The organism is Stenotrophomonas sp. LMG 10879 (assembly GCF_002750935.1).
Lineage (GTDB): Bacteria > Pseudomonadota > Gammaproteobacteria > Xanthomonadales > Xanthomonadaceae > Stenotrophomonas > Stenotrophomonas lactitubi_B.
The window spans coordinates 101,430-120,969 of record NZ_PEJT01000014.1 but is presented as its reverse complement, the minus strand read 5'-3'; the positions used below and the strand labels follow the sequence as shown (position 1 = coordinate 120,969).

19 protein-coding genes are annotated in these 19,540 nt (G+C 66.6%); 6 read left to right on the top strand and 13 right to left on the bottom strand.

All coding sequences use genetic code 11. From position 1 onward, the window contains the following. Window positions 1-34: 34 nt before the first annotated feature. The 5 genes from CR919_RS18885 to CR919_RS18860 all read right to left on the bottom strand — a co-directional run bounded on the left by CR919_RS18885 (window position 35) and on the right by CR919_RS18860 (window position 4,291). Window positions 35-211 (bottom strand): hypothetical protein, encoded by a 177-nt coding sequence (locus CR919_RS18885; protein WP_165787286.1) that lies wholly within the window; start codon window positions 209-211, stop codon window positions 35-37. Window positions 212-632: 421 nt separating this feature from the next. Continuing rightward, window positions 633-1,619: an aminoglycoside phosphotransferase family protein gene (locus CR919_RS18875; protein WP_099821313.1), complete on the bottom strand. Its 987-nt coding sequence runs from the start codon at window positions 1,617-1,619 to the stop codon at window positions 633-635. A gap of 99 nt (window positions 1,620-1,718) precedes the next feature. Further along, window positions 1,719-2,753 carry a DUF418 domain-containing protein gene (locus tag CR919_RS18870; RefSeq protein ID WP_099821312.1) on the bottom strand — a complete coding sequence of 345 codons (1,035 nt, stop codon included), beginning with the start codon at window positions 2,751-2,753 and terminating at the stop codon, window positions 1,719-1,721. Further along, window positions 2,750-3,340, bottom strand: coding sequence for a TetR/AcrR family transcriptional regulator (locus CR919_RS18865; protein ID WP_099821311.1), 591 nt, complete (start codon window positions 3,338-3,340; stop codon window positions 2,750-2,752). Before CR919_RS18865 ends, CR919_RS18870 begins: the two co-directional genes overlap by 4 nt. 147 nt (window positions 3,341-3,487) lie before the next feature. After that, the gene (locus CR919_RS18860) at window positions 3,488-4,291 is read right to left on the bottom strand and encodes an APH(3')-II family aminoglycoside O-phosphotransferase (RefSeq protein WP_207761053.1); all 804 of its coding nucleotides are present in this window, start codon (window positions 4,289-4,291) and stop codon (window positions 3,488-3,490) included. Window positions 4,292-4,362: 71 nt separating this feature from the next. On the opposite strand from CR919_RS18860, the gene CR919_RS18855 reads away from it, so the two are divergent. Together CR919_RS18855 and CR919_RS18850 are read left to right on the top strand one after the other, a co-directional pair. Then, the gene (locus tag CR919_RS18855) at window positions 4,363-5,079 is read left to right on the top strand and encodes an SDR family oxidoreductase (RefSeq protein ID WP_099821310.1); all 717 of its coding nucleotides are present in this window, start codon (window positions 4,363-4,365) and stop codon (window positions 5,077-5,079) included. 99 nt (window positions 5,080-5,178) lie between these two features. After that, a complete protein-coding gene (locus CR919_RS18850; protein WP_099821309.1) occupies window positions 5,179-7,119 on the top strand; it encodes an EAL domain-containing protein in 1,941 nt (646 codons plus the stop codon). Window positions 7,120-7,126: 7 nt separating this feature from the next. On the opposite strand, the gene CR919_RS18845 is transcribed toward CR919_RS18850, so the two are convergent. Then, window positions 7,127-7,786, bottom strand: coding sequence for an O-methyltransferase (locus tag CR919_RS18845; protein WP_099821308.1), 660 nt, complete (start codon window positions 7,784-7,786; stop codon window positions 7,127-7,129). Window positions 7,787-7,889: 103 nt separating this feature from the next. On the opposite strand from CR919_RS18845, the gene CR919_RS18840 reads away from it, so the two are divergent. After that, a complete protein-coding gene (locus CR919_RS18840; RefSeq protein ID WP_099821307.1) occupies window positions 7,890-8,522 on the top strand; it encodes a TetR family transcriptional regulator in 633 nt (210 codons plus the stop codon). Between the two features lie 16 nt (window positions 8,523-8,538). Here the strand turns inward: CR919_RS18840 and CR919_RS18835 are convergent, their stop codons facing one another. Further along, window positions 8,539-9,150 carry a TetR/AcrR family transcriptional regulator gene (locus CR919_RS18835; RefSeq protein WP_099821306.1) on the bottom strand — a complete coding sequence of 204 codons (612 nt, stop codon included), beginning with the start codon at window positions 9,148-9,150 and terminating at the stop codon, window positions 8,539-8,541. A 103-nt stretch (window positions 9,151-9,253) separates the two neighbouring features. Here CR919_RS18835 and CR919_RS18830 point away from each other — a divergent pair, with 103 nt between their 5' ends. After that, the gene (locus CR919_RS18830; RefSeq protein ID WP_099821305.1) at window positions 9,254-10,330 is read left to right on the top strand and encodes an MBL fold metallo-hydrolase; all 1,077 of its coding nucleotides are present in this window, start codon (window positions 9,254-9,256) and stop codon (window positions 10,328-10,330) included. Window positions 10,331-10,351: 21 nt separating this feature from the next. Here the strand turns inward: CR919_RS18830 and CR919_RS18825 are convergent, their stop codons facing one another. Continuing rightward, window positions 10,352-10,852: a DNA-binding protein gene (locus CR919_RS18825; RefSeq protein ID WP_099821323.1), complete on the bottom strand. Its 501-nt coding sequence runs from the start codon at window positions 10,850-10,852 to the stop codon at window positions 10,352-10,354. A 33-nt stretch (window positions 10,853-10,885) separates the two neighbouring features. Next, entirely contained in the window at window positions 10,886-11,128 is a 243-nt protein-coding gene (locus CR919_RS21460; RefSeq protein ID WP_099821304.1) for a hypothetical protein, read from the bottom strand. A 306-nt stretch (window positions 11,129-11,434) separates the two neighbouring features. Here CR919_RS21460 and CR919_RS18815 point away from each other — a divergent pair, with 306 nt between their 5' ends. Both CR919_RS18815 and CR919_RS18810 read left to right on the top strand, forming a co-directional pair. Further along, window positions 11,435-14,560, top strand: a complete 3,126-nt coding sequence (locus CR919_RS18815) for a discoidin domain-containing protein (protein ID WP_099821303.1) — start codon at window positions 11,435-11,437, stop codon at window positions 14,558-14,560. Further along, a complete protein-coding gene (locus CR919_RS18810) occupies window positions 14,523-14,951 on the top strand; it encodes an Imm1 family immunity protein (RefSeq protein ID WP_165787291.1) in 429 nt (142 codons plus the stop codon). The genes CR919_RS18815 and CR919_RS18810 overlap by 38 nt, the downstream gene beginning before the upstream one ends. A 79-nt stretch (window positions 14,952-15,030) precedes the next feature. On the opposite strand, the gene CR919_RS18805 is transcribed toward CR919_RS18810, so the two are convergent. Genes CR919_RS18805 through CR919_RS18790 form a run of 4 tightly spaced genes read right to left on the bottom strand, consistent with a single transcriptional unit; the run spans window position 15,031 to window position 19,540 of the window. Next, complete coding sequence (locus tag CR919_RS18805) at window positions 15,031-16,005, bottom strand: ABC transporter substrate-binding protein (RefSeq protein WP_099821301.1); 975 nt, start codon at window positions 16,003-16,005, stop codon at window positions 15,031-15,033. Between the two features lie 18 nt (window positions 16,006-16,023). After that, window positions 16,024-17,766: an amino acid ABC transporter permease/ATP-binding protein gene (locus tag CR919_RS21455; protein ID WP_099821300.1), complete on the bottom strand. Its 1,743-nt coding sequence runs from the start codon at window positions 17,764-17,766 to the stop codon at window positions 16,024-16,026. Next, window positions 17,763-18,323, bottom strand: a complete 561-nt coding sequence (locus CR919_RS18795) for a GNAT family N-acetyltransferase (RefSeq protein WP_099821299.1) — start codon at window positions 18,321-18,323, stop codon at window positions 17,763-17,765. The genes CR919_RS21455 and CR919_RS18795 overlap by 4 nt, the downstream gene beginning before the upstream one ends. After that, the gene (locus CR919_RS18790) at window positions 18,320-19,540 is read right to left on the bottom strand and encodes a M20 aminoacylase family protein (RefSeq protein ID WP_099821298.1); all 1,221 of its coding nucleotides are present in this window, start codon (window positions 19,538-19,540) and stop codon (window positions 18,320-18,322) included. Before CR919_RS18790 ends, CR919_RS18795 begins: the two co-directional genes overlap by 4 nt.

Below are 19,540 nucleotides of genomic sequence, written 5' to 3'. Positions count from 1 at the left end.
GCGGATCAAGGGAGATTCCGGCGTGGGCGCCAAGCTACATGGCGATCGTCGAGATCCAGGCTTGCACGGCGGCCCACGCCGGCTCTCGACACCTACGCTGCCAGATTCCGATCAGATAAGGCTTGGCAGCCGCATCCATGCGGCTGACACCCCGCAATCCGGCACCACCCCACCCCTGACAGATCTCCGCGATCGGGTAGATCCACGCCATGCGTGGATGAATCTCCATCGAAATCGAACATTTTGACAATTGACTGAAGAGCATCCACGTATGGCGTGGATCTACGTGTCGACCAAGGTCGACACCCACCAAGAGCAAGTCATGCCATCCCAACAGATTGCGGAGATCTGTCGAAGGCGGGGTGGGTCCGGTTGCGGGGGTGTCCGCGGCATGGGCCCGAGGCATGCCTCGGGCGGGTTGGGCAGGATGCCTAACCCCGGTCTTGCCGTGTGCGCAGGACAGCGCACACGAGCAAGCCGCGGCCAAGCCTACAGGGACGTATTTACGGCGTCCCCCGCAACCGGGCCCACCCCGCCCTCCCACGGAATGCCCGCGGTTGCTGTTGCTTCGGCAGTTGCTGTTGCTTCGGCTTCGGCCTCTGCAGGTGCCGGGCGCAGCCCGGCCGCACCCCCTACAGCACCCGATACGCGCGCTCGGCCGCATCGAATACATTGCCCGGTGCGAACTGCTCGCCCAGGTAATGCAATGACTGCCGGTGCTGCTGCAGCGAGCGCTGCGCCGCGCCGGGGCCCAGCAGCATCTGCTCGAATTCGATCAGGTCCTGCAGGATGCGCCAGTGCCGATACCATGCAATCCAGCGCGGATCGCCGAGGTCGTCGCCATATCCCTCGGCGAAGCCCAGCGGATGCTCACGCCCCCAGCGGCCACCCACCGCAGCGCCAACAAACATCAGGTCGCGCTCGCGCGGGGCCAGCGCCAGGCCGTCCCAGTCGATCAGGTGCAGCGTGTCGTCCTGCCCCATCAGCAGATTGCCGGCGTGCAGGTCGGTGTGGCACAGGCACAGCGCGGGTGCTTCGTCCTGCAATGCACGACGCAATGCCTCGGCACGCTGGTGCAGTTCGGCGATGCGCGGCCGCTGCCGCTGCCACAGCGCCAGGAACGCATTGCCGGATCGATCCTGCGCCTGCGCCAGTGTCGAGGGATCCTGCAACCACGCACCCACCGTATCGACCGCCGCGGTTTCAAGCCGCAGCGCCGGCGGAATCCCGGCCTCATGCAGGCGCCGCAGCACCTCGCCCAGCCGGCGCCATTGCGCACGGCTCAGCGGTGCCTCGAAGCCCGACTGCCCTTCGATATAGGGGAACAACGTGAACTGCAGGCCCCAGCGCTGCACCGAGGCACCGCCGGCCAATGCCGGCCAGGGCGCCACGATCTCTTCGATGCCCAATGTGCCACGCAGCCAGTGCAGGCTGTCCCAGACCGCTGGCGCAACCTGGAAGTTGCGGCACTTCAACCACCAGTGGTCATGACGGGCGTCGATGCGGAACACGCACGCGTTGGCGTCGGCGCCCACCGGACGCGGCACCACCGCCGTCGCGTTGATGTCGTAGGACTGCTGCAGGACCTCTACGATCTGCTGCGCCGAAGCGAATGACATGGAGGCAGGCGTGCTCTGGTGACGACACCTACTATCGCAGATGGCCCTGCATCCGCACAGGCTAACGGGTCACAACATCGGTGTCCTGCGACGAAATAACTAGCCGGCGAGGCGTCGCATCACCGCTTCCAACGGACCGCGCGCGAACTGCCATGACCACAACCAGGCTGCTGCGGTAGCCAGCATCACGAACAGCAACGCGGCCATCAACACCCACGACAGGCTGGCGCTTCCATCCAGCAGACCGAGCGATTCCAGCACGCCCATGCCAATCAGGATGTGCGCCACGTACAGGCTCAGCGTCATCCGTCCGGCTGCGGTGAACGGCTCCAGCCAATCACCGGGATGCAGCCGCACCAACCACAGGCACGCGGCGATCAATGCACACGCCGCACCTGCGCCGGTCAGCAGATACGCCGGACCGGGCGGCATCGGCTGCGTCGCCAGCCAAAGCTGCCACACCGTGCCGTGGCCCCATTGCTGCAACGCCTGGCCGGCGCCCATCAACAACAGACCGAGCAACAGCAGGGCGCGCTGCACCCGTGGCTGCGACAGCGGCAGCCGCGCCAGCAGCATGCCCAGCAGGAAGAAGCACAGCCACGGCAGCACGGGATGGAAACCGTTGAACAACAGGTTGCGCATCGCACCCGGCCATTGCCATAGACCTTCGTAAGCCAGCGTCTGCCAGTTCCAGCCCTGGCTGTAGTCCCAGCGCAGCAGGGCCCAGAACGAGACCAACGCCAAGGCAGCCATGCTGCCCAGCAGGACACGGGGCGATGCGCGCAGCCACAGCACCGCCACCGCGAAGTACACCGCGTAGTAGTGCAGGATGTCGGCGGGAAACACGGTCAGGTTGAGCAGGCCGAGTACGGCCAGGAACACGGCCCGTCGCCAGGTCTGCATGCTCGCCTGCCACCACGCTTGCCGCTGCGTGGCCAGCACCAACCCCACCCCGGCCAGGGTCACGAAGGTGGCCGAGGCCTTGCCTTCCAGCAGATGGAAAAATCCAGCAAGCAGCCCGCCACCGTCGACCTCGACGGCCATCGCCAGACGGAAGTTGACCAGCACCATGCCGGCCAGCGCGAGATAGCGCGCGAGGTCCAGCCCATGCAACCGTCGATCATCACTGCTCACGAACGGCCTCCGAGCAGCGCCGCCAGCAGGCCAGGATCAAGCACGTCGGCATCCGCAGCGCTCGCCTCGCCCAACCCCTGCCGCAGCGCATCGCTTTCGATCGCGTCCAGCAATACCTGCGCCTGCAGCGTCGCCGGCAGCGCAGGACGGCGGCGCTCACGCCGTGCGATCTGTTGCAGCGCCCCGGCCAGACCGCGCTGCAATTGCGCGCGGTTGCCGGCAAATGCCGCCGCCACCGCCGGGTTGCGCGCACTCTCGGCCAACACTTCCACACTCAGCAGCGCCCATTCCGGCTGCCGGCACAAGGCGTGGAAATCCTGCAGGAATCCCTGCACCTGCGCACGTTCGCCGTTGCAGTCCGTCAACCGTTGCAACAGGGGCTGCAGCTCATCCTGCTCGGCTTCGGCCGTGGCCAGGATCAGCGCCTCCTTGCCGGGGAAATGGTTGTAGAGATTGCCCAGGCTGACGCCCGCCGCCTGCGCGATGTCGCGCATGCTGGTCTGGTGGAAGCCTTTCACCAGAAAACACTGCAGGGCAGCCTGCAGGATCTGCGATGCACGCTGCTCATTGCGGTCGGTTCGGTTCATGCCGCAAACAATGAACGAACGTTCGTCCATTTAACAGAGCAGCCAAAGCCTCCGGCCAGTCGCCGTTCAGGCCGCCGCGCTTGACCTCAACCGCAGTTGAGGAGCGATCCTGCCGCGCCCTGCAGCGCCTGTAGAGCTGGCATGCCCCTAGAAGAATTCGTCCAGCAGCCGGTAGAACGCCAGTCGATCTTCATCGGCGGGCATGCCATAACGGACCAGCAGCGGTGCGACCCAACGGGTGTCGCCGTAGTTGTGGACCAGGCTGCGCGCGGCCAACGCCAGATCCTGGCAACGATCAGCCACGCCCAGCCGGCCACAATCGATGAAGCCGCTGAAGCGGCCGTCGACCGCCAGCAGATTCGGCAGGCACGCATCGCCGTGCGCTACCACCAGATCCTCATCCGCCGGACGGGTTGCCAGCAGTTCGGCATAGACCTGCTCAGCGCTCTGCCCAAGGCGTTCATCGTCGAAATCATCCGCATCGACCTGCCCCGCCGCCACGCGCGCGGCTACCGCCGGCAAGCGCGATGCCAGGCGATGATCGAACGGACACGCGGCGACTGGCAGCGCATGCAGGGCGCGCAGCGCGTCAGCCAGCAGTACGACCACCTGGGCAGGTTCCAGCGTCGGCGACGATGCCAGGTCATGGCCGGGCAACGCACTCATCAGCAGCCAGCGGCGACCGCCCTCCTCCGCCGTATCCAGCACCGTGGGCACCGGCTGTCCCTGCGCCCGCAGCCAGCGCAGACGCAGGATCTCGCCCTCCAGCTCGCTGAAGGCATCGATCACTTCCGATTTCAGGAACGCATCCGGCAGCCCCGGACGTCGCACCCGTGCCACAACCGCGCGCGATACGCCGATGCACTGCATCTCGATCTCCGCATTGCGCAGCGCGCTGCGCCACTGCGACGGCAAGGGCATGACACCGCCATCGCTCGATCCTGCCTCCATCTCCACCGCTCCGATCCCGGCCACATCCTGGATTCTCCCCGAAGCGGACACTTCACAGCAAAGGACATCGCATGAAACTCATGGTCATCGGCGCCAGCAAAGGCCTCGGCCGCGCCTTCGTGGAGGGCCTCTGCCAGCCCCGCGATACCGTCATCGGCGTGTCGCGCACACGCCCCACGCAGCTGGACTGCAGCGAGGGCGTCGACCTGCAGTGGATCGAGGCGGACCTGAGCCAGCCGGCACGTGCAGCGGCCAGCATCGCAGCACAGGCGCCGCCGGATCTCGATGTGCTCATCCACAATCTCGGCATCTGGGAGGAAACCGCATTCAGTGACGACTACGATTTCCTCAACGAACGTGACAGCGCGCTGGCGCAGCTGGTGGAGGTCAACATCACCGCCACCCTGCTGCTGCTCAAGCAGCTGCTGCCGCGCGTGCTCGGCGGACGCCGCCCGCAACTGGTGTTGACCGGCTCGACCTCGGCGCTGCCGCGCAGTGGCCGCCCCGAGGTGGCCTTCGGAGCTTCCAAGTTCGCCCTCAACGGCATCGCCGACGCCCTGCGCGAAGGCTTCCGCCAGCAGCGGCTGGCTGTGACGACGCTGCAGCTGGGCTACCTGAACACCGACGATGCACTGTCGGTGCCCCTGCAGCAGGCGGCCGCGAGCGGCAATGGCGAGTACGTGCCGGTGCACGACGTGGTGGCGATGGTGCGCGCCCTGCTGCAGCTGTCGCCCTCCAGTTTCGTCCGCGAGCTGGTGCTGCCCGCGATCGCCGATCCGCGTTACTAGCACGCAGCGCACCCTGGCATCCCCGGTTTGGCCGCGGACGCGGCCGTGGTTTACCCTGCGGCTACTGGCAGTTGGCCGCACACAGGACCGGCTATGGCTATGGATGCGCTATCACGGGTTTCGACCCGGATCCTGGACAGCGCCCTGCCCAGCCTGCCGCTGTACCTGCTGCAGGCGACCGCAGTGATCGGCATGATCGGCGTGTTCCTGATCGCCACCCGCCGCCGCGGCGAAGCCATCGAAGGGCGCCGCGTCTACATCGGCGTGATTCTCGGCCTGATCCATCTGTTCAATTCCTGGTTCGTGGCCGGCTACGCGCAAGGCGTGGTCAAGCTCAACCTCGGCATCGACATCCTGCTGATCAGCGGCCTGCTGGGTGGCTGGCGCGGCGGCGTGACCTGCCTGCTGGCCAGCCTGCTGGCGCGCTACCAGTTCTCCGGCGCCCAGTACTTCCTGCCGGTCAGCCTGGAATCGGCGCTGCAGGTGCTTGCAGGCATCTGGCTGCGTGGGTGGATGTACCCGCGCATGCTCACCCACCTGTCGCTACGGCTGATCCTGCAGGCCTGGGGGGTACGCATCGCGGTGACCCTGCTTGGCCTGGCGCTGGGCGTGGCGATCATCGGCAGCGCGCAGCTGCCCCTGCTGGAGCTGGCCACCCAGCGGCTGCTTGCCCTGCCGGTGTCACTGCTGGTGCTGGCGGCGGTATTCGCACTGGTCTACAACGACGCGCAGATCGATGCCCAGCGCCAACGCGAACATGCCTGGATGCGCATCGATCCGGTCAGCGGCCTGCCCAACCTGCGCGCCCTCGACGAGCGCCTGCAACGCCACTGGCGCAGCAGCGAAGACCATGGCAATGCGTGCCTGATCGTGACCGAGATGGGCAACCTGCACGACCTGCTGCTGCGCTATGGCCCGCTGAATGACAGTGGCGTGTGGAACCGGCACAACGCCGAAGCCGTGCATCGCACCCTGCTGCACGCAAGGCCGACCGGCACGATGGAGGTCTATCAGTTCGGTGACAGCGCGCTGGCGATCCTGCTGTTGGACGCCAGCCTTGCCGATCTCCGCGCGGATACCGAACTGCCTGCGCTGGCCGACCGGTTGTCCACGGTGATCGGCGATGACTGGCCGGGCTTCCGCCCGGTGTTCCGCTGCGCGGTGGTCGAGTTGCAGCCACCCACGCAGGACGACAGCTCCATCCCGTTCCGCGCTGTCACCCTGGCCTTGAACACGATCGACTCCGGCGTGGTGTTCTTCGACGATCCGATCCAGCGCGACAGCGAAGTGGATGCACTGATCGAGACCGCACTGGACCACTGGCTGCAGCACGCCGATGCACCGCTGTACTACCAGCCGAAGTTCCGCCTGCATGACCGCCACCTGGTCGGCGCCGAAGCGCTGTTGCGGATGCGCGATGGCGACGGTCACCTGATTGCGCCGATGCGGGTGGTTTCGCTGCTGCGCCGCCGCGGTCGCCTGGCCGAACTGGAATGGGCCACGCTGCAGGCGGCCACCGCCTTCCTTGGCCGCTGCAGGGATGACGGGCACACGCTGACGATCGCAGTGAACGTGTCCGCCGAATCGCTGCGCCAACCCGGCTTCGGCGCGCGCCTGTGCAGCTTGCTGGAGCAGCAGCGCATACCCGGCGCGATGTTGCGGCTGGAAATCGTCGAGTGGACCGAGATCGTCGAGCGCGACGTCGTCGACGCCAACGTCGTCGTTCTATTGGCCGCTGGCATGAGCCTGTCACTGGACGACTTCGGCGCGGGCTATTCGACGCTGATCCTGCTGTCACAGCTGTCAGTGGCCGAGGTCAAGATCGAACGGGCACTGATCGCTACGTTGTCCGATGCCAAGTCGCAGTCCATCGTCCGCTTCATCGTGGAGGTGGCGCACCGCTGCGGCGCCGTCGTCGTCGCCGAAGGCACCGAAACCACCGCACAGGAACACCTGCTGCGTGCGCTGGGAGTGGATGTCGGCCAGGGCTATCTGTATGCACACGCCCTGCCGCCGGAACAGTTCCGGCAGCTGGCGTGAGCGTGCTTCAGGCAAGGCGCATCGACAGTTCCACATCCTCAGCGAACGGTAGCGACAGATAGCCGGCGCTCCCCGAGCGCATGCGCTGCTGGTAGCGCGGGCTGTCGTCTGCATTGTCGGCCACCACCAGCGCGCCCGGACGCAGCCGCTCCTGCAGCAGGTCCAGCACATCGTCGTACAGCACTTTGGCGCCATCGAGCAGCACCAGATCGATGGTATCGGGCAAGTCCACTGCCAGGGTCTCCAGTGCATCGCCCACACGGATCTCCACCAGGTCGTCCAGGCCCGCTTCACGCAGGTGGGCGGCGGCGCGGCGCGCCTTCTCCGGCTCGAACTCGGTGGTGATCAGCCGGCCACCGCCGTTGTCACGCAGCGCCGCGGCCAGATGGATGCTGGAGATGCCGAACGAGGTACCGAACTCGACGATGCTGCGCGCGCCACTGCTGCGCGCCAGGAGGTACAGCAGGTTGCCGGTTTGCGGCGACACCGGCAGCCACAGGTCCTTCAGCAGCTCGCCGTACAGGCGCCGGTATTCGGTGCGGCTGCCGAGCAGTCGCTGCCGCTCTTCGGCGGAAACGGGGGTCAGGCCCGGGCTGAGCGCGCTGTCGGCTTCGGTGAACAGGCGCGCCAGCAGGGGCGCGACCGGGGCGGAAATCAGGGTGGACATGGACGGATGTTCCTTTCGGTGGCGGGGTTAGAATGCGAATGATTCGTCGCAATCAAGAATACGGACCATCCCCCGTTCCGCCTATTCGCATTGGAAAACCGCCATGTCCGAGCGCCGCCCGCCGCAGATTTCCTCGAGAAAACAGCCTCGTCAGTCACGATCGAACGACTTGGTCGCGGCCATCCTCGAAGCCGCTGCTCAGGTTTTGAAGCATGAAGGCGCCCCTCGGTTCACCACCGCGCGGGTGGCCGAACGCGCCGGCGTCAGCGTCGGCTCGCTGTACCAGTACTTCCCCAACAAGGCGGCGATCCTGTTCCGCCTGCAGCACGACGAGTGGCAGCAGACCGGCGCGATGCTGCGCGGCATCCTGCAGGACGCGCGGCAACCGCACCTGCAGCGCCTGCGCACGCTGGTGCATGCGTTCATCGAGTCCGAATGCGAAGAAGCGCAGACCCGCGGCGCACTGAACGATGCGGCGCCGCTGTACCGCGATGCGCCGGAAGCGCAGGAAGCGCGCAGCGAAACCGACGATGCGATGCTCGCGTTCATCGCCGAGGTGCTGCCGCAGGCCCCGGCGGCCACCCGGCAGCTGGCGGTTGATCTGATCGACACCACGCTGGGTGCCACCGGCCGCGAATTTTCCAGTGAACCGCGCACCGCAGCGCAGATACGCAGCTATGCCGATGCGGTGGCCGACATGTTCTGCGCCTACCTCCGGCATCTGGGCGCGCACTGATCGCGCAATCCCGGATTTACACCGCGTAGAAGCCCAGGAACATCGCCACCGCCGACTCCGCAACGCGCGTGCGTTCGGCCGGTGCCAGCGGCGCCTGGCCCATCGTCACCTGCGGCCAGAACGCGAAGCTCTTCACCAGCCCCTGCAGCTGATGGCCGGCAAATTCCGGATCGACCTCGCGCAGCCGCCCATCGGCAATCGCCGCACGGATCCACGCGCTGACGCCACTCTCCTTCTCGCCCATGCGGCAGACGATCGCCTGCGCACGCTCGGGCGAATGGATGATCTCGGCCATCGCCACCCGCGCCAGATCGATGAAGTTGGCATCACCCAGCAGGTCCAGTTTCTGCCGCAGCAGCTGCAGCAGCTGCACCTCCAGCGGCTGGTCGGCGCGGTAAGGCAACTCGACGCTGGCCACGCTGCTGTGCCACAGCTCTTCCAGGATCAGCGCGAACAGTTCTTCTTTGCTGGGGAAGTGGTTGTAGACGGTGCGCTTGGAGACACCCGCCACCGCCGCGATGCGATCCATGCTGGTCGCCTCGTAGCCGGCCGAACGGAACTCCTCCACCGCCGCGCGGACGATGGCCTCGCGTTTGCGGTCGGTAAGGCGTTGCGGGGCACGGGACATGGCGGGACCAGACAGCTGAACGGATTCCCCTATTTTACACCCGCCAGTGTACTTTCCGAAATCTGGAAACTACACTGTGCAGTGTACCCTGCGGACGTCACCCATGAAGCGCCTGCTCCTTGTCCTCCTGCTCGGAATCCTCGCCGTGACCGCTTATACCTTCTGCAAATCCTGGTCCCTCCCCGACTTCCCCGATTCGCCGCAGTACCGCGAAGGCAAGTTCCGCAACGCCCTGCCGAAGCCGGCGATGGGCCTGCGCGACGGCCTGGAGATCTGGTGGACCTTCCTGTTCAACAAGCCCAAGGGCACCGTGCCCAACCACCCCATTCCGGTGCAGGCGCTGGACCGCGCCACGCTGGACGCGGCACCTGACCGCAGCCTGTTCCGCCTGGGCCATTCGACGATCCTCCTGAAGCTGCGTGGCCAGTACTGGCTGACCGATCCGGTGTTCTCCGAACGCGCCTCACCGGTGCAATGGATGGGCCCGGCGCGCTTCCATGCACCGCCGATCAGCATCGACGAACTGCCGCCGATTGCCGGCGTCATCCTCTCGCATAATCACTACGACCACCTCGACCACGCGGCCGTGATGAAGCTGGCCGGCAAGACCGCGCGCTTCATCGCGCCGCTGGGTGTGGGCGATCAGCTGATTGCCTGGGGCGTGGATGCGGCCAAGGTTGAACAACTGGACTGGTGGCAGTCCACCGAAGCCGCTGGCCTGCGCCTGACCGCCACGCCCGGCCAGCATTTTTCCGGCCGCGGTCTGGGTGACAGCGATCGCAGCCTGTGGGCCTCGTGGGTGATCCAGGACGGCGACTTCCGCATCTTCTTCAGCGGCGACACCGGCTACTTCGATGGCTTCAAGGCCATCGGCGAGAAGTACGGTCCGTTCGACCTGACGATGATCGAAACCGGCGCCTACGATCAGCGCTGGGCGTTCGTGCACATGCAGCCCGAACAGACCCTGCAGGCGCACCTGGACCTGCGCGGCAAGTGGCTGCTGCCGATCCACAACGGCACCTTCGACCTGGCCCTGCACGAGTGGCAGCAGCCGTTCGAACGCATCAGCGCATTGGCTGCGGCAAAGAACGTGCCGGTGGCCACGCCGATGATGGGCGAGGTATTGGACATGCAGGCACCGACCGCGGGAACGCGCTGGTGGGAACGGGTGGAACTGTAACGGCCTGTCGCGCAGCGACCCTCAGCCAGGATGGCTAATTAGCCGCTCCTGCTCCTTCGCCACATTAATCTGAAGCGCCGCAGCAGCGAGCTCCGCCAGCTCGCTGCTGACCTTCTGGCTGCCGCGCGCCTGCATCCACGAAAGAATATCGGCCAGGTGCCAGATCGACGCGCTGCCCTCGTGCACCGGTGCCGGAAACGTCTGCGGGTGCGCGAGCAGCAACTTGCGCATGTTCTGCCGTGACATGCCCAGCAGATCAGCAACGTCCGTCAGCCCTACCAGATCGGGACTGACTTCGATCAGCTCTGCATCGGGTACGGCACGCTGGACGTCTGCCAGCGCGGAAAGCACGGCCTCCCGCGCACTGGCCGCCTGGCGGCAGAATTCAAGCGCCAACCTGCCCGGCCTGCCAATGCCCAGCAGTGCATCATCACAGCCGGCATCGGCAAGGCGTTGCTCAAGCGAGCCAGCGTCGGTACCTGAATCCGGCAGACGATATTTGAGAATGAAGGTGAATTCCATCATCGACGTGTCCTTGGGAGGATGCCGGGTGCGTCATCGCTCACGGCTGCAGTTCTCGACAGCGCGACACAAGGCTCGCGCATGGTTCAAGGCATTCCGGGGCGTGCTCCATATGCTCACCACACAGAATTCGCCACATCGGCAGTCCTTGTCGTTGTAGGGACAGTACATTCGTCCCCAGGCATGACTGCCGCCGATCCGCAGCCTCCATCCACGCGATTCGGCGAAACGGAGAGCCGCTTCAATGTCTTTGTCTGGATGGCGCGAACGGGGCATTCCTTTCCCTCGAACTCTGGATGTGATTGCACAGGTTGTCAAGTGACAACCTATAATGGGTGAGCTTGGTCGCTTCGACCCTACAGCCTCTCCGCCCCGGTTCCAGAGCCATCCCCGTCAGGGCGTACACGCAGCGTGCATCGCGATCCGGCACATCGCTGGTTGCGCGAACGGATCTGTGCGCATTCATGAAACGTCGGGCCGGAACGCATCCGGGAAATATTGCGACGCGTCATGTAACCGGTTACATCCCTTGCTAGCGTAGGCCCGCCCGTTCCCGGGCCCTGCTGATGTGAGGCCTTCGCAATGACGTTGTGCGCTGACCGCTGGACCGCTCCCCGCCTGCCGGACCGGCGCCTTGCCGCGGCCCTGCTGCTCGGCCTCTCACTGGCCGCCACCGCCACCGCCACCGCACAGAACCTGCCACCGCGCGCACAATGGCAGGCCAGCGCGTCATCGCAGCAGGTTCCGGCGATGGCGATCAGCCACCTGATCGACAACGATCCGAAGACGGTGACCGGTGGAGCGTTCAGTCCCGGCCACTGGTTCCAGATCGATCTCGGCAAACCGGCGATGCTGGCCGGTGCCCGTCTCACCTGGGATGTCTCCAACCCCGAAGGCTATTCACTGCAGACCTCGCTCGATGGCAAGCAGTGGCAGACCGCCTATGTCATGGGCGATTCGCTGGGCGGCATCGAGACCCTGTATTTCGCACCGCGCCAGGCCCGCTATCTGCGCCTGGCCAGCCCGCAGCGCACCTCCGACTGGGGCGTCTCCATCTTCGAAATGGAACCGCTCGATACCGCGCTCACTGCACGCGTGACCGGGCTGGATGCCGCCCAGTCCGCGGCGCTGTGGCAGGGTAGCGGCTCGGTTGCCATCCCCGCGGGCAAAGCAGGCGTGCATACGCTCGACATCACCCTGCCCCGTGCACAGCCCAGCACCGGGCTGGCGGTGGACTGGGCCAACGCGCATGGCGCTGCACGCCTGCAGGCACAGGATGCGCAAGGCCGCTGGCACGAACTGGCCCGCGATGCACAGGCAGCGACCCGGCAGCAGAGCTGGCTGACGGCCGACGCGCCACTCGACCTGCAGGCACTGCGGTTGACCGTGGAAGGCGATGCCCCCCAGGTCAAACGCATCCGCCTGCTCGGCCCGAAGGCGGTGATGACGCCGATGAAGCGCTACCAGATCGCCGCCAGTGGCGCGCAGCGCGCGTTGTTCCCCGCGTCGTTGCACATGCAGCAGACCTACTGGACCGCAGTCGGCGTGCATGCGGGCCGGCAGAAATCGATCTTCGACGAATACGGCAACATCGAGGCCTACAAGGGTGCACCGCTGGTGCAGCCGATCTGGCGCAGTGCCGATGGCCGCGCGACCGGTGCCGCCGAACAACCGGTGCAGCACGCGCTTCGCGATGGTTGGAAGCCGATGCCATCGGCCACCTGGTCACCGCAACCGGGGCTGGAACTGCGCAGCGAGGCCTTCGCCATCGAGCGCGACGGGCAACCGGTCACCTTCGTGCGCCATCGCCTGCGCAACACCGGCAGCACGGCCGTCGAAGGCACGCTGACCCTCGCGGTGCGACCGATGCAGATGAACCCGCCGTGGCAGAACGGCGGGCTGTCGCCGATCCGCGAAGTGGCCGTTGCAGGCAACGCCGTGCGCGTCAATGGCCGCACGCTGCTGCAGTCACTCACTGCGGTGGATGCCGCCGGCGCCGCGCCCTTCGGCAACGAAGGCGACACCGAGATCACGTCGGCCATCGCCAGCGGGCAACTGCCTGCCGCACAACAGGCAAGCGATGCCGCAGGCCTGGCAGCGGCGGCGTTGAGCTATCGCGTCAGCCTGGCACCCGGTGCCAGCGATGCGGTGGTGGTGGCCTTCCCGCTCGGTACTGCCACCGCCGATGCCAATGGCGTGCTGCCGCAGGCAGCGGCCTTCGACCTCGCCTCGCTGCCGCGCGATGGCGACAAGGCCTTCGACACGCTGGCCAACCGTGCCTCCGCCGATTGGCAGGCACGCCTGGGCCAGGTCGGCCTGCGCCTGCCCGACCCGTCGCTGGTGGACATGCTGCGCGCGCAGGCCGCGTACATGCTGATCAACCAGACCGGCCCGGCGATGCAGCCCGGCCCACGCAACTACAACCGCTCCTTCATCCGCGACGGCATGGCCACCTCGGCGGTGCTGCTGCGCATGGGCGAAGCCAAGGTGGCACGCGACTACCTGGCCTGGTACAGCGAACACGGCGTGCACGACAACGGCCTGGTGTCGCCCATCCTCAACGACGATGGCAGCGTCAATACCGGCTTCGGCTCGGACATCGAGTACGACAGCCAAGGCCAGTACGTCACCCTGGTGGCCGACGTTGCACGGCTGGATGGCGGCCCGGAAAGCGTGCGTGCCTATCTGCCCAAGGTGAAGGCCGCACTGCGCTTCCTGCAGGAACTGCGCGAACGCACGCTGGTGCCGGGCTACATGGCCGACCAGCCCGCACCGGAGCGCTTCGCCGGCATTCTTGCGCCGTCGATCAGCCACGAGGGCTACCCCTCGCCCACCCACAGCTACTGGGACGACTACTGGGGCCTGAAGGGCTGGCATGACGGTGCGTGGTTGGCTGAATCACTGGGCGACCACGAAACCGCGAAGTGGGCGCGCGAACAGTACAAGGCGTTGTATGACGCCCTGCATGCATCGATCCGCGCAACGATGGCATGGAAGGGCATCGACTTCATTCCGTCATCGGCCGACCTCGGCGATGGCGACCCGACCGGTGTGTCGATCGCACTGGACCCGACCGGCGCACAGAGCGTGCTGCCCGCCGAGGCCCTGCGCACCACCTTCGCCCGTTACCTGGACGATGTGCGCAAGCGCAACCAGCCCGGTGCGCTGTATGCCTACACGCCGTATGAAATCCGCAACGTGCTGAGCTACGTGCACCTGGGCCAGCCCGAAGCCGCCGACGAACTGCTACAGGGCCTGCTGCACGATCGCAGGCCGCTGGAATGGCAGGTGCTGGCCGAGGTCGTGCATTCGCGGCTGCGTTTCCCGCGCTACCTCGGCGACATGCCGCACACCTGGATCGGCGCCGAATACGGCCGCACCCTGTTCGGCATGCTGATGCGCGAGGACGATGATGCGCTGTCGCTGCTGCCGGGTACGCCGCCTTCCTGGGTGGCCGGTGAAGGCCTGGCCGTGGACCGCCTGCCCACTGCCTACGGCACCCTGCAGATGCAGGCGCGCCAGCGCGATGGCCTCTTGACCGTCTCGCTCGGCAAGGGACTGCGCAAGGGCACGCCGGTACGTGTGTGGTGGCCGAGCCGCACCCTGCCGAAGGACGTGCGCGTCGATGGGCGGTTGGTACAGAATTTCGACAAGGACGGGGTGCTGCTCGATGGCCCCTTCCGTATGCTTGAGGCACGCTGGCAGTGACGCCAATGCAGGAACCGAAGTGATCGAACTTCTACTCAATGGCGGCCCGGTTGCCGCCGCCACTGACCAACAGCTGGCCAGTGCACTGGCGCTGGCCGCATCCATGCCCCAGCTCGAGCTGTGGGCATCGGTGCCCGACGGCCCATCGCTGTGCATGCTGCGCAATGCGGAGCACGCGTGGCTGATGTACCTGCAAGAGCCGGGCGACGGGGGCTTCCATTCCTGTGGAAACGAACACCGCGCCGGCAACGCCTATTTCCGGCTCGACAACGGTCAGGTGGATGGTTATCCGCTGGCATGGTGCATCGACCTCGAGGCGTGCTTCGCTGCGATCCGCTTCTTCCACGGCAATCGAGGTGCCCGCCCGCAACACATCGATTGGCAGTCCTGACTCCAGTAGAGGCCGACCTGGGCCGGCGTGCCCCGCCTGGCATTCCGGTGGGTGCCAACCGTTGGTTGGCACGCCTGCATCAAAACCCCGGCAACCCCGGCGGATTGGTCTGCGACTGCGGCACCGCCTCTTCGGCCACGTTCCAGCGCGCCAGCACCTTCGCGTAGGTGCCGCTGCTGATCTGGGTGTTCAGTGCCTGGGTCACCGCGTCGGCCAGACCGCTACCCTTGCGGGTGGTCACCGAGATCGCCGCCGCATCCGGCCAACCGCCCGGGAACAGGCCGACCCGGCGCACCTTGCCATCACGTGCCGAATAGGCGCCGGTGGCATTCGGCTCGAACGACACATCCGCGCGACCGGTGATCACCGCCAGCCGCCCGATCACCGCGTCATCGAAGTACTGGTACTCCACCGGTTTCAGGCCAGCGGCAATGTTCTGCTTGTCCCATTGGCGCAGGATCTGGTCCTGGTTGGTGCTCGCCCCCACCACCACTTTCAGCCCGGCCACGTCGGCGGGCGTGGCGATCTTCTGGATCGGCCCATCGGTGCGGGTATAAATGCCCAGCAGGTCGAAACGATAGCTGGAGAAATCGAACTTCTTCTTGCGCTCTTCAGTGACCGTCACGTTCGACAGCACCGCATCGTACTTGCCCGATTCCAGCCCCAGCGGCCAGTCGGCCCAGGCCACCGGCACCACCACCAGCTTCAGGCCAAGGCCATCGGCGATCAATCGTGCGATATCGGGCTCCACGCCCACCACTTCCTTGCTGTCGGCACCGTAGTCGGCCAACGGCAGCTGGCCGGGATGGGTGGCGATGGTGAACGCACCCGGTGTGACGAAACGGTAGCCGGCCGGAATCAGCGCTTGTGCCTTCGGATCGGGCGTGCCCTTCAGTATCTCCGCGTTGCTGGCTGCAAGTGATGTCGCCGCAACGGGCACGCCATCGGGGCCCTGGCGCACGCGCGAATAGACGATGCCGGCGATGCCGATGACCAGCACACCGACGATCAACAGGGTGCTGCGTGCGGGACGTCGCTGCGATGCTGGGCTCATGGGGTTTCTCGAAAGGGGTTACAGGGTCTTGGCAAGGAAATCGGCGGTGCGTTGCTGGCGCGGGTGTTCAAACAGCGCGTCCGGCGTGCCCTGCTCGATCACCCGGCCCTGGTCCATCATCACTACGTGGTCGGCCACGCGACGGGCGAAGCCCAGTTCGTGGGTGACGATCACCAGCGTGGTGCCGGAACTGGCCAGTTCCTCGATCACGCTCAGCACCTCCGACACCAGCTCCGGGTCCAGCGCGGAGGTGGGTTCGTCGAACAGCAGCACCTTCGGCTGCAGCGCCAGCGCGCGGGCAATGGCCACGCGCTGCTGCTGACCGCCGGACAGCTGGCGTGGGAAGGCATCGGCCTTGTCGGCCAACCCCACCCGCTCCAGCAGCGTGCGCGCCTGCTGCTCGGCCTGGGCCCGCGAAATGCCGCGTACCGCGATGGGCGCTTCGATGATGTTCTCCAGCGCGGTCATGTGCGGGAACAGGTTGAAGCCCTGGAACACCATGCCGACTTCGGCGCGGCGCCGACGGATCTCGCTTTCCGGCAGCTCGTACAGCGTGTCTCCGTCGCGGCGGTAGCCGATCAGTTGGCCACCCACGGTGACGAAGCCACTGTCAGCGCGCTCCAGGTGATTGATCAGCCGCAGCAGCGTGGACTTGCCAGCCCCGGACGGACCGATCAACACGGTCACGCTGCCGGCCTTCAGCTCCAGATGCACGTCATCCAGCACCGTCTGCTCGCCGAAGGCCTTGCCAACACTCTGCAATGAAACGGCGGCGCCCGTGCCCGCCTCGATCGGCACGGCAAAGGCCGCGCGACTGGGTACGCGTGCGCTGGGCGGCGCTACGGGACGCGGCGGCGTCGACGGTACCCGCGACACGTTGCGCTCATGCTGCAGCTGGCCGCGGGCGAAACGCTGCTCCACCCGCCGTTGCAGCAGCGACAGCACCGTCAGGATCACCAGGTACCAGACCGTGGCCACCATCAGCAGCGGCACCACCTCCAGGTTGCGGCGGTAGATCACCTGCACGGTATAGAACAACTCCGGCAGCGCCAGCACGTAGACCACCGAGGTGCTCTTGGCCAGGCCGATCACATCGTTGAACGCCGCCGGCAGGATCGAACGCATCGCCTGCGGCAGGATGATGCGGCGCACCTGGCGACCGCGCGGCAGGCCCAACGCGGCGGCCGCTTCGTACTGGCCGTGGTCGACCGACAGGATGCCGCCACGGATCACCTCCGCAGAGAATGCCGCCTGGTTCAAGGTGAGGCCCAGTACCGCCGCAGTGAACACGCCGATCAACTGCGTGGTCGGGTACGAGAACAGGCTGATGCCGGTGAACGGCACGCCCAGTTCGATGGTGCTGTACAGGTAGCCCAGGTTGTTCAGCAGCAGCAACAGCACCAGCAGCGGAATCGAACGGAACAGCCACACGTAGCCCCACGACACCGCCGACAACAGCGGTGAACCGGAGACGCGGGCCAAGGCCAGCAGCGTGCCCAGCGCGAAGCCGAGGCCGGTACCGAGCGCGGTCAGCAGCAAGGTCCGTCCCAACCCTTCCAGTACCGGGCGGGCGAAGAACCATTCGGCGAACGTGCCCCAGCCCCAACGCGGGTTGCCCAGCACCGACTGCAGCCCGATCAGGATCAGCGCCAGTGCCAGCACCGTACCGATCACCTGCAGCGGGTGCCGCGCCGGCACGATTTTCAGCGCCGTGGCCGGCTGGCGGGGAATGCCCTCGATGGCGGTGGATGGCGTACTCATGCCACCGCTCCGTGCAGTGCGATGTCGGGCGTGACGCCCACCTGCGGCTGCCGCACCAGCTGTTTTTCGAACGGCAGGTGCGCGATGGTTTCCGGATCCGCATCCAGGTCGAACAGCGCGGTGTAGCCGTGGCTGAGGTACAGGCCAACCGCCTCCGGCTGGCGGAAGCCAGTGGTCAGGAACACGCGCCGATAGCCCTGCCGCGCGGCCTGGTCTTCCAGTTCCTGCAGTACACGACGGGCGATGCCCTGCCTGCGCAGACCGGGCAGCGTCCAGATGCGCTTGAATTCGGCGGTATCCTCATCGCGATGCGGCATGAACGCGCCGCCGGAGATTGCTACGCCGTCGCGCAGCAGCAGCACGAACGCACCCACCGGGGCCGCGAAGGCCTCCGCAGGATAGCGCTGCAGCTCTTCGCGGGCGCTGCCACCAATCCGACGGCGCACGTCCGCGTAGCGGTTGTCGTATTCCTGCTCCAGGCCGTCAAACAGCGGCCGCGCCAACGGGTCATCCACCGTGGTGTACAGAAAGCGATCGTTGTCGTACCGCACGCTCATGCCACGTCCTCCACCAGGTAGTGCTCGGCCAGGCGCGCCCACAGGCTGGCCGCCGGGGCGATGGCCGCATCGTTGAACACATAGCGCGGGCTGTGCAGCGGCGCGCTGTCGCCGTTGCCGACGAACACGAAGCTGCCCGGCCGCGCCTGCAGCAGGAAGGCGAAGTCCTCGCTGGCGGTACGCGGGGCGAAGGCCTCCACCACCTGCCCGGCGCCGAAGCCCTGTACCGCCACCTCGCGGATGTAGGCGGTCTGCTCCGGGTGATTGATCACGCTGGGGAAGCCGCGTGGGAATTCGATCTCCGCACGCGCACCAAACGCGGCGGCGGTCTGCTCGGCAATGTCGGTGACCCGCCGACGCAGCGTATCGCGCACCTCCGGCAGGTACGCGCGCACGGTCAGCTTCAGCTCAACCACATCGGGAATCACGTTGGCGGCCTGTCCACCGTGGATCGAACCGACGGTGACTACGCCCATCTGCCGCGGGTCGACATTGCGCGAGACCACGCTCTGCAGCGCGGTGATGATGTGTGCAGCGGCCAAAATCGGGTCGACGCTGCCCTGCGGCTCGGCGCCGTGGCCGCCCTTGCCGATCACCCGCAGCCGCGCCCAGTCCACCGACGCCATCGCCGGTCCGTCGACGAAGCCGAAGTGCCCTACTGGAACGCCCGGCCAGTTGTGCAGGCCATAGATGGCATCGACCGGGAAGCGCTCGAACAGGCCATCGGCGATCATCTTCGAAGCACCCGACCCGGTTTCCTCGGCCGGCTGGAACACCAGCTGCAACGTGCCATCGAATCGCCCGTGATGCGCCAGGTAGTGGGCGGCCGACAGCAGGATGGCGGTGTGGCCATCGTGGCCGCAGGCGTGCATCAGGCCTTCGCGCTGGCTGGCATAGGCCAGCCCGGATTCCTCATGGATCGGCAGCGCATCGATGTCGGCGCGCAGACCCAACCGGCGACTGCCCTGCCCGCGCTGCAGCGTGCCGACCACGCCGGTGCCACCCACGCCGGTGCTGACCGCGTAACCCCATTGCTGCAGCAGCTCGGCCACGCGGGCACTGGTGCGGTGTTCTTCGAAGGCCAGTTCCGGGTGCTGGTGCAGGTCATGGCGGATCCCGATGGCCTCGTCGGCACGTGCCGCGATTTCGGGCAGTACGCCCGTTGCCGGCGCCTTCCGCCGGGCATGGCCGGGCGCTACCGAAATATCTCCGCTCAT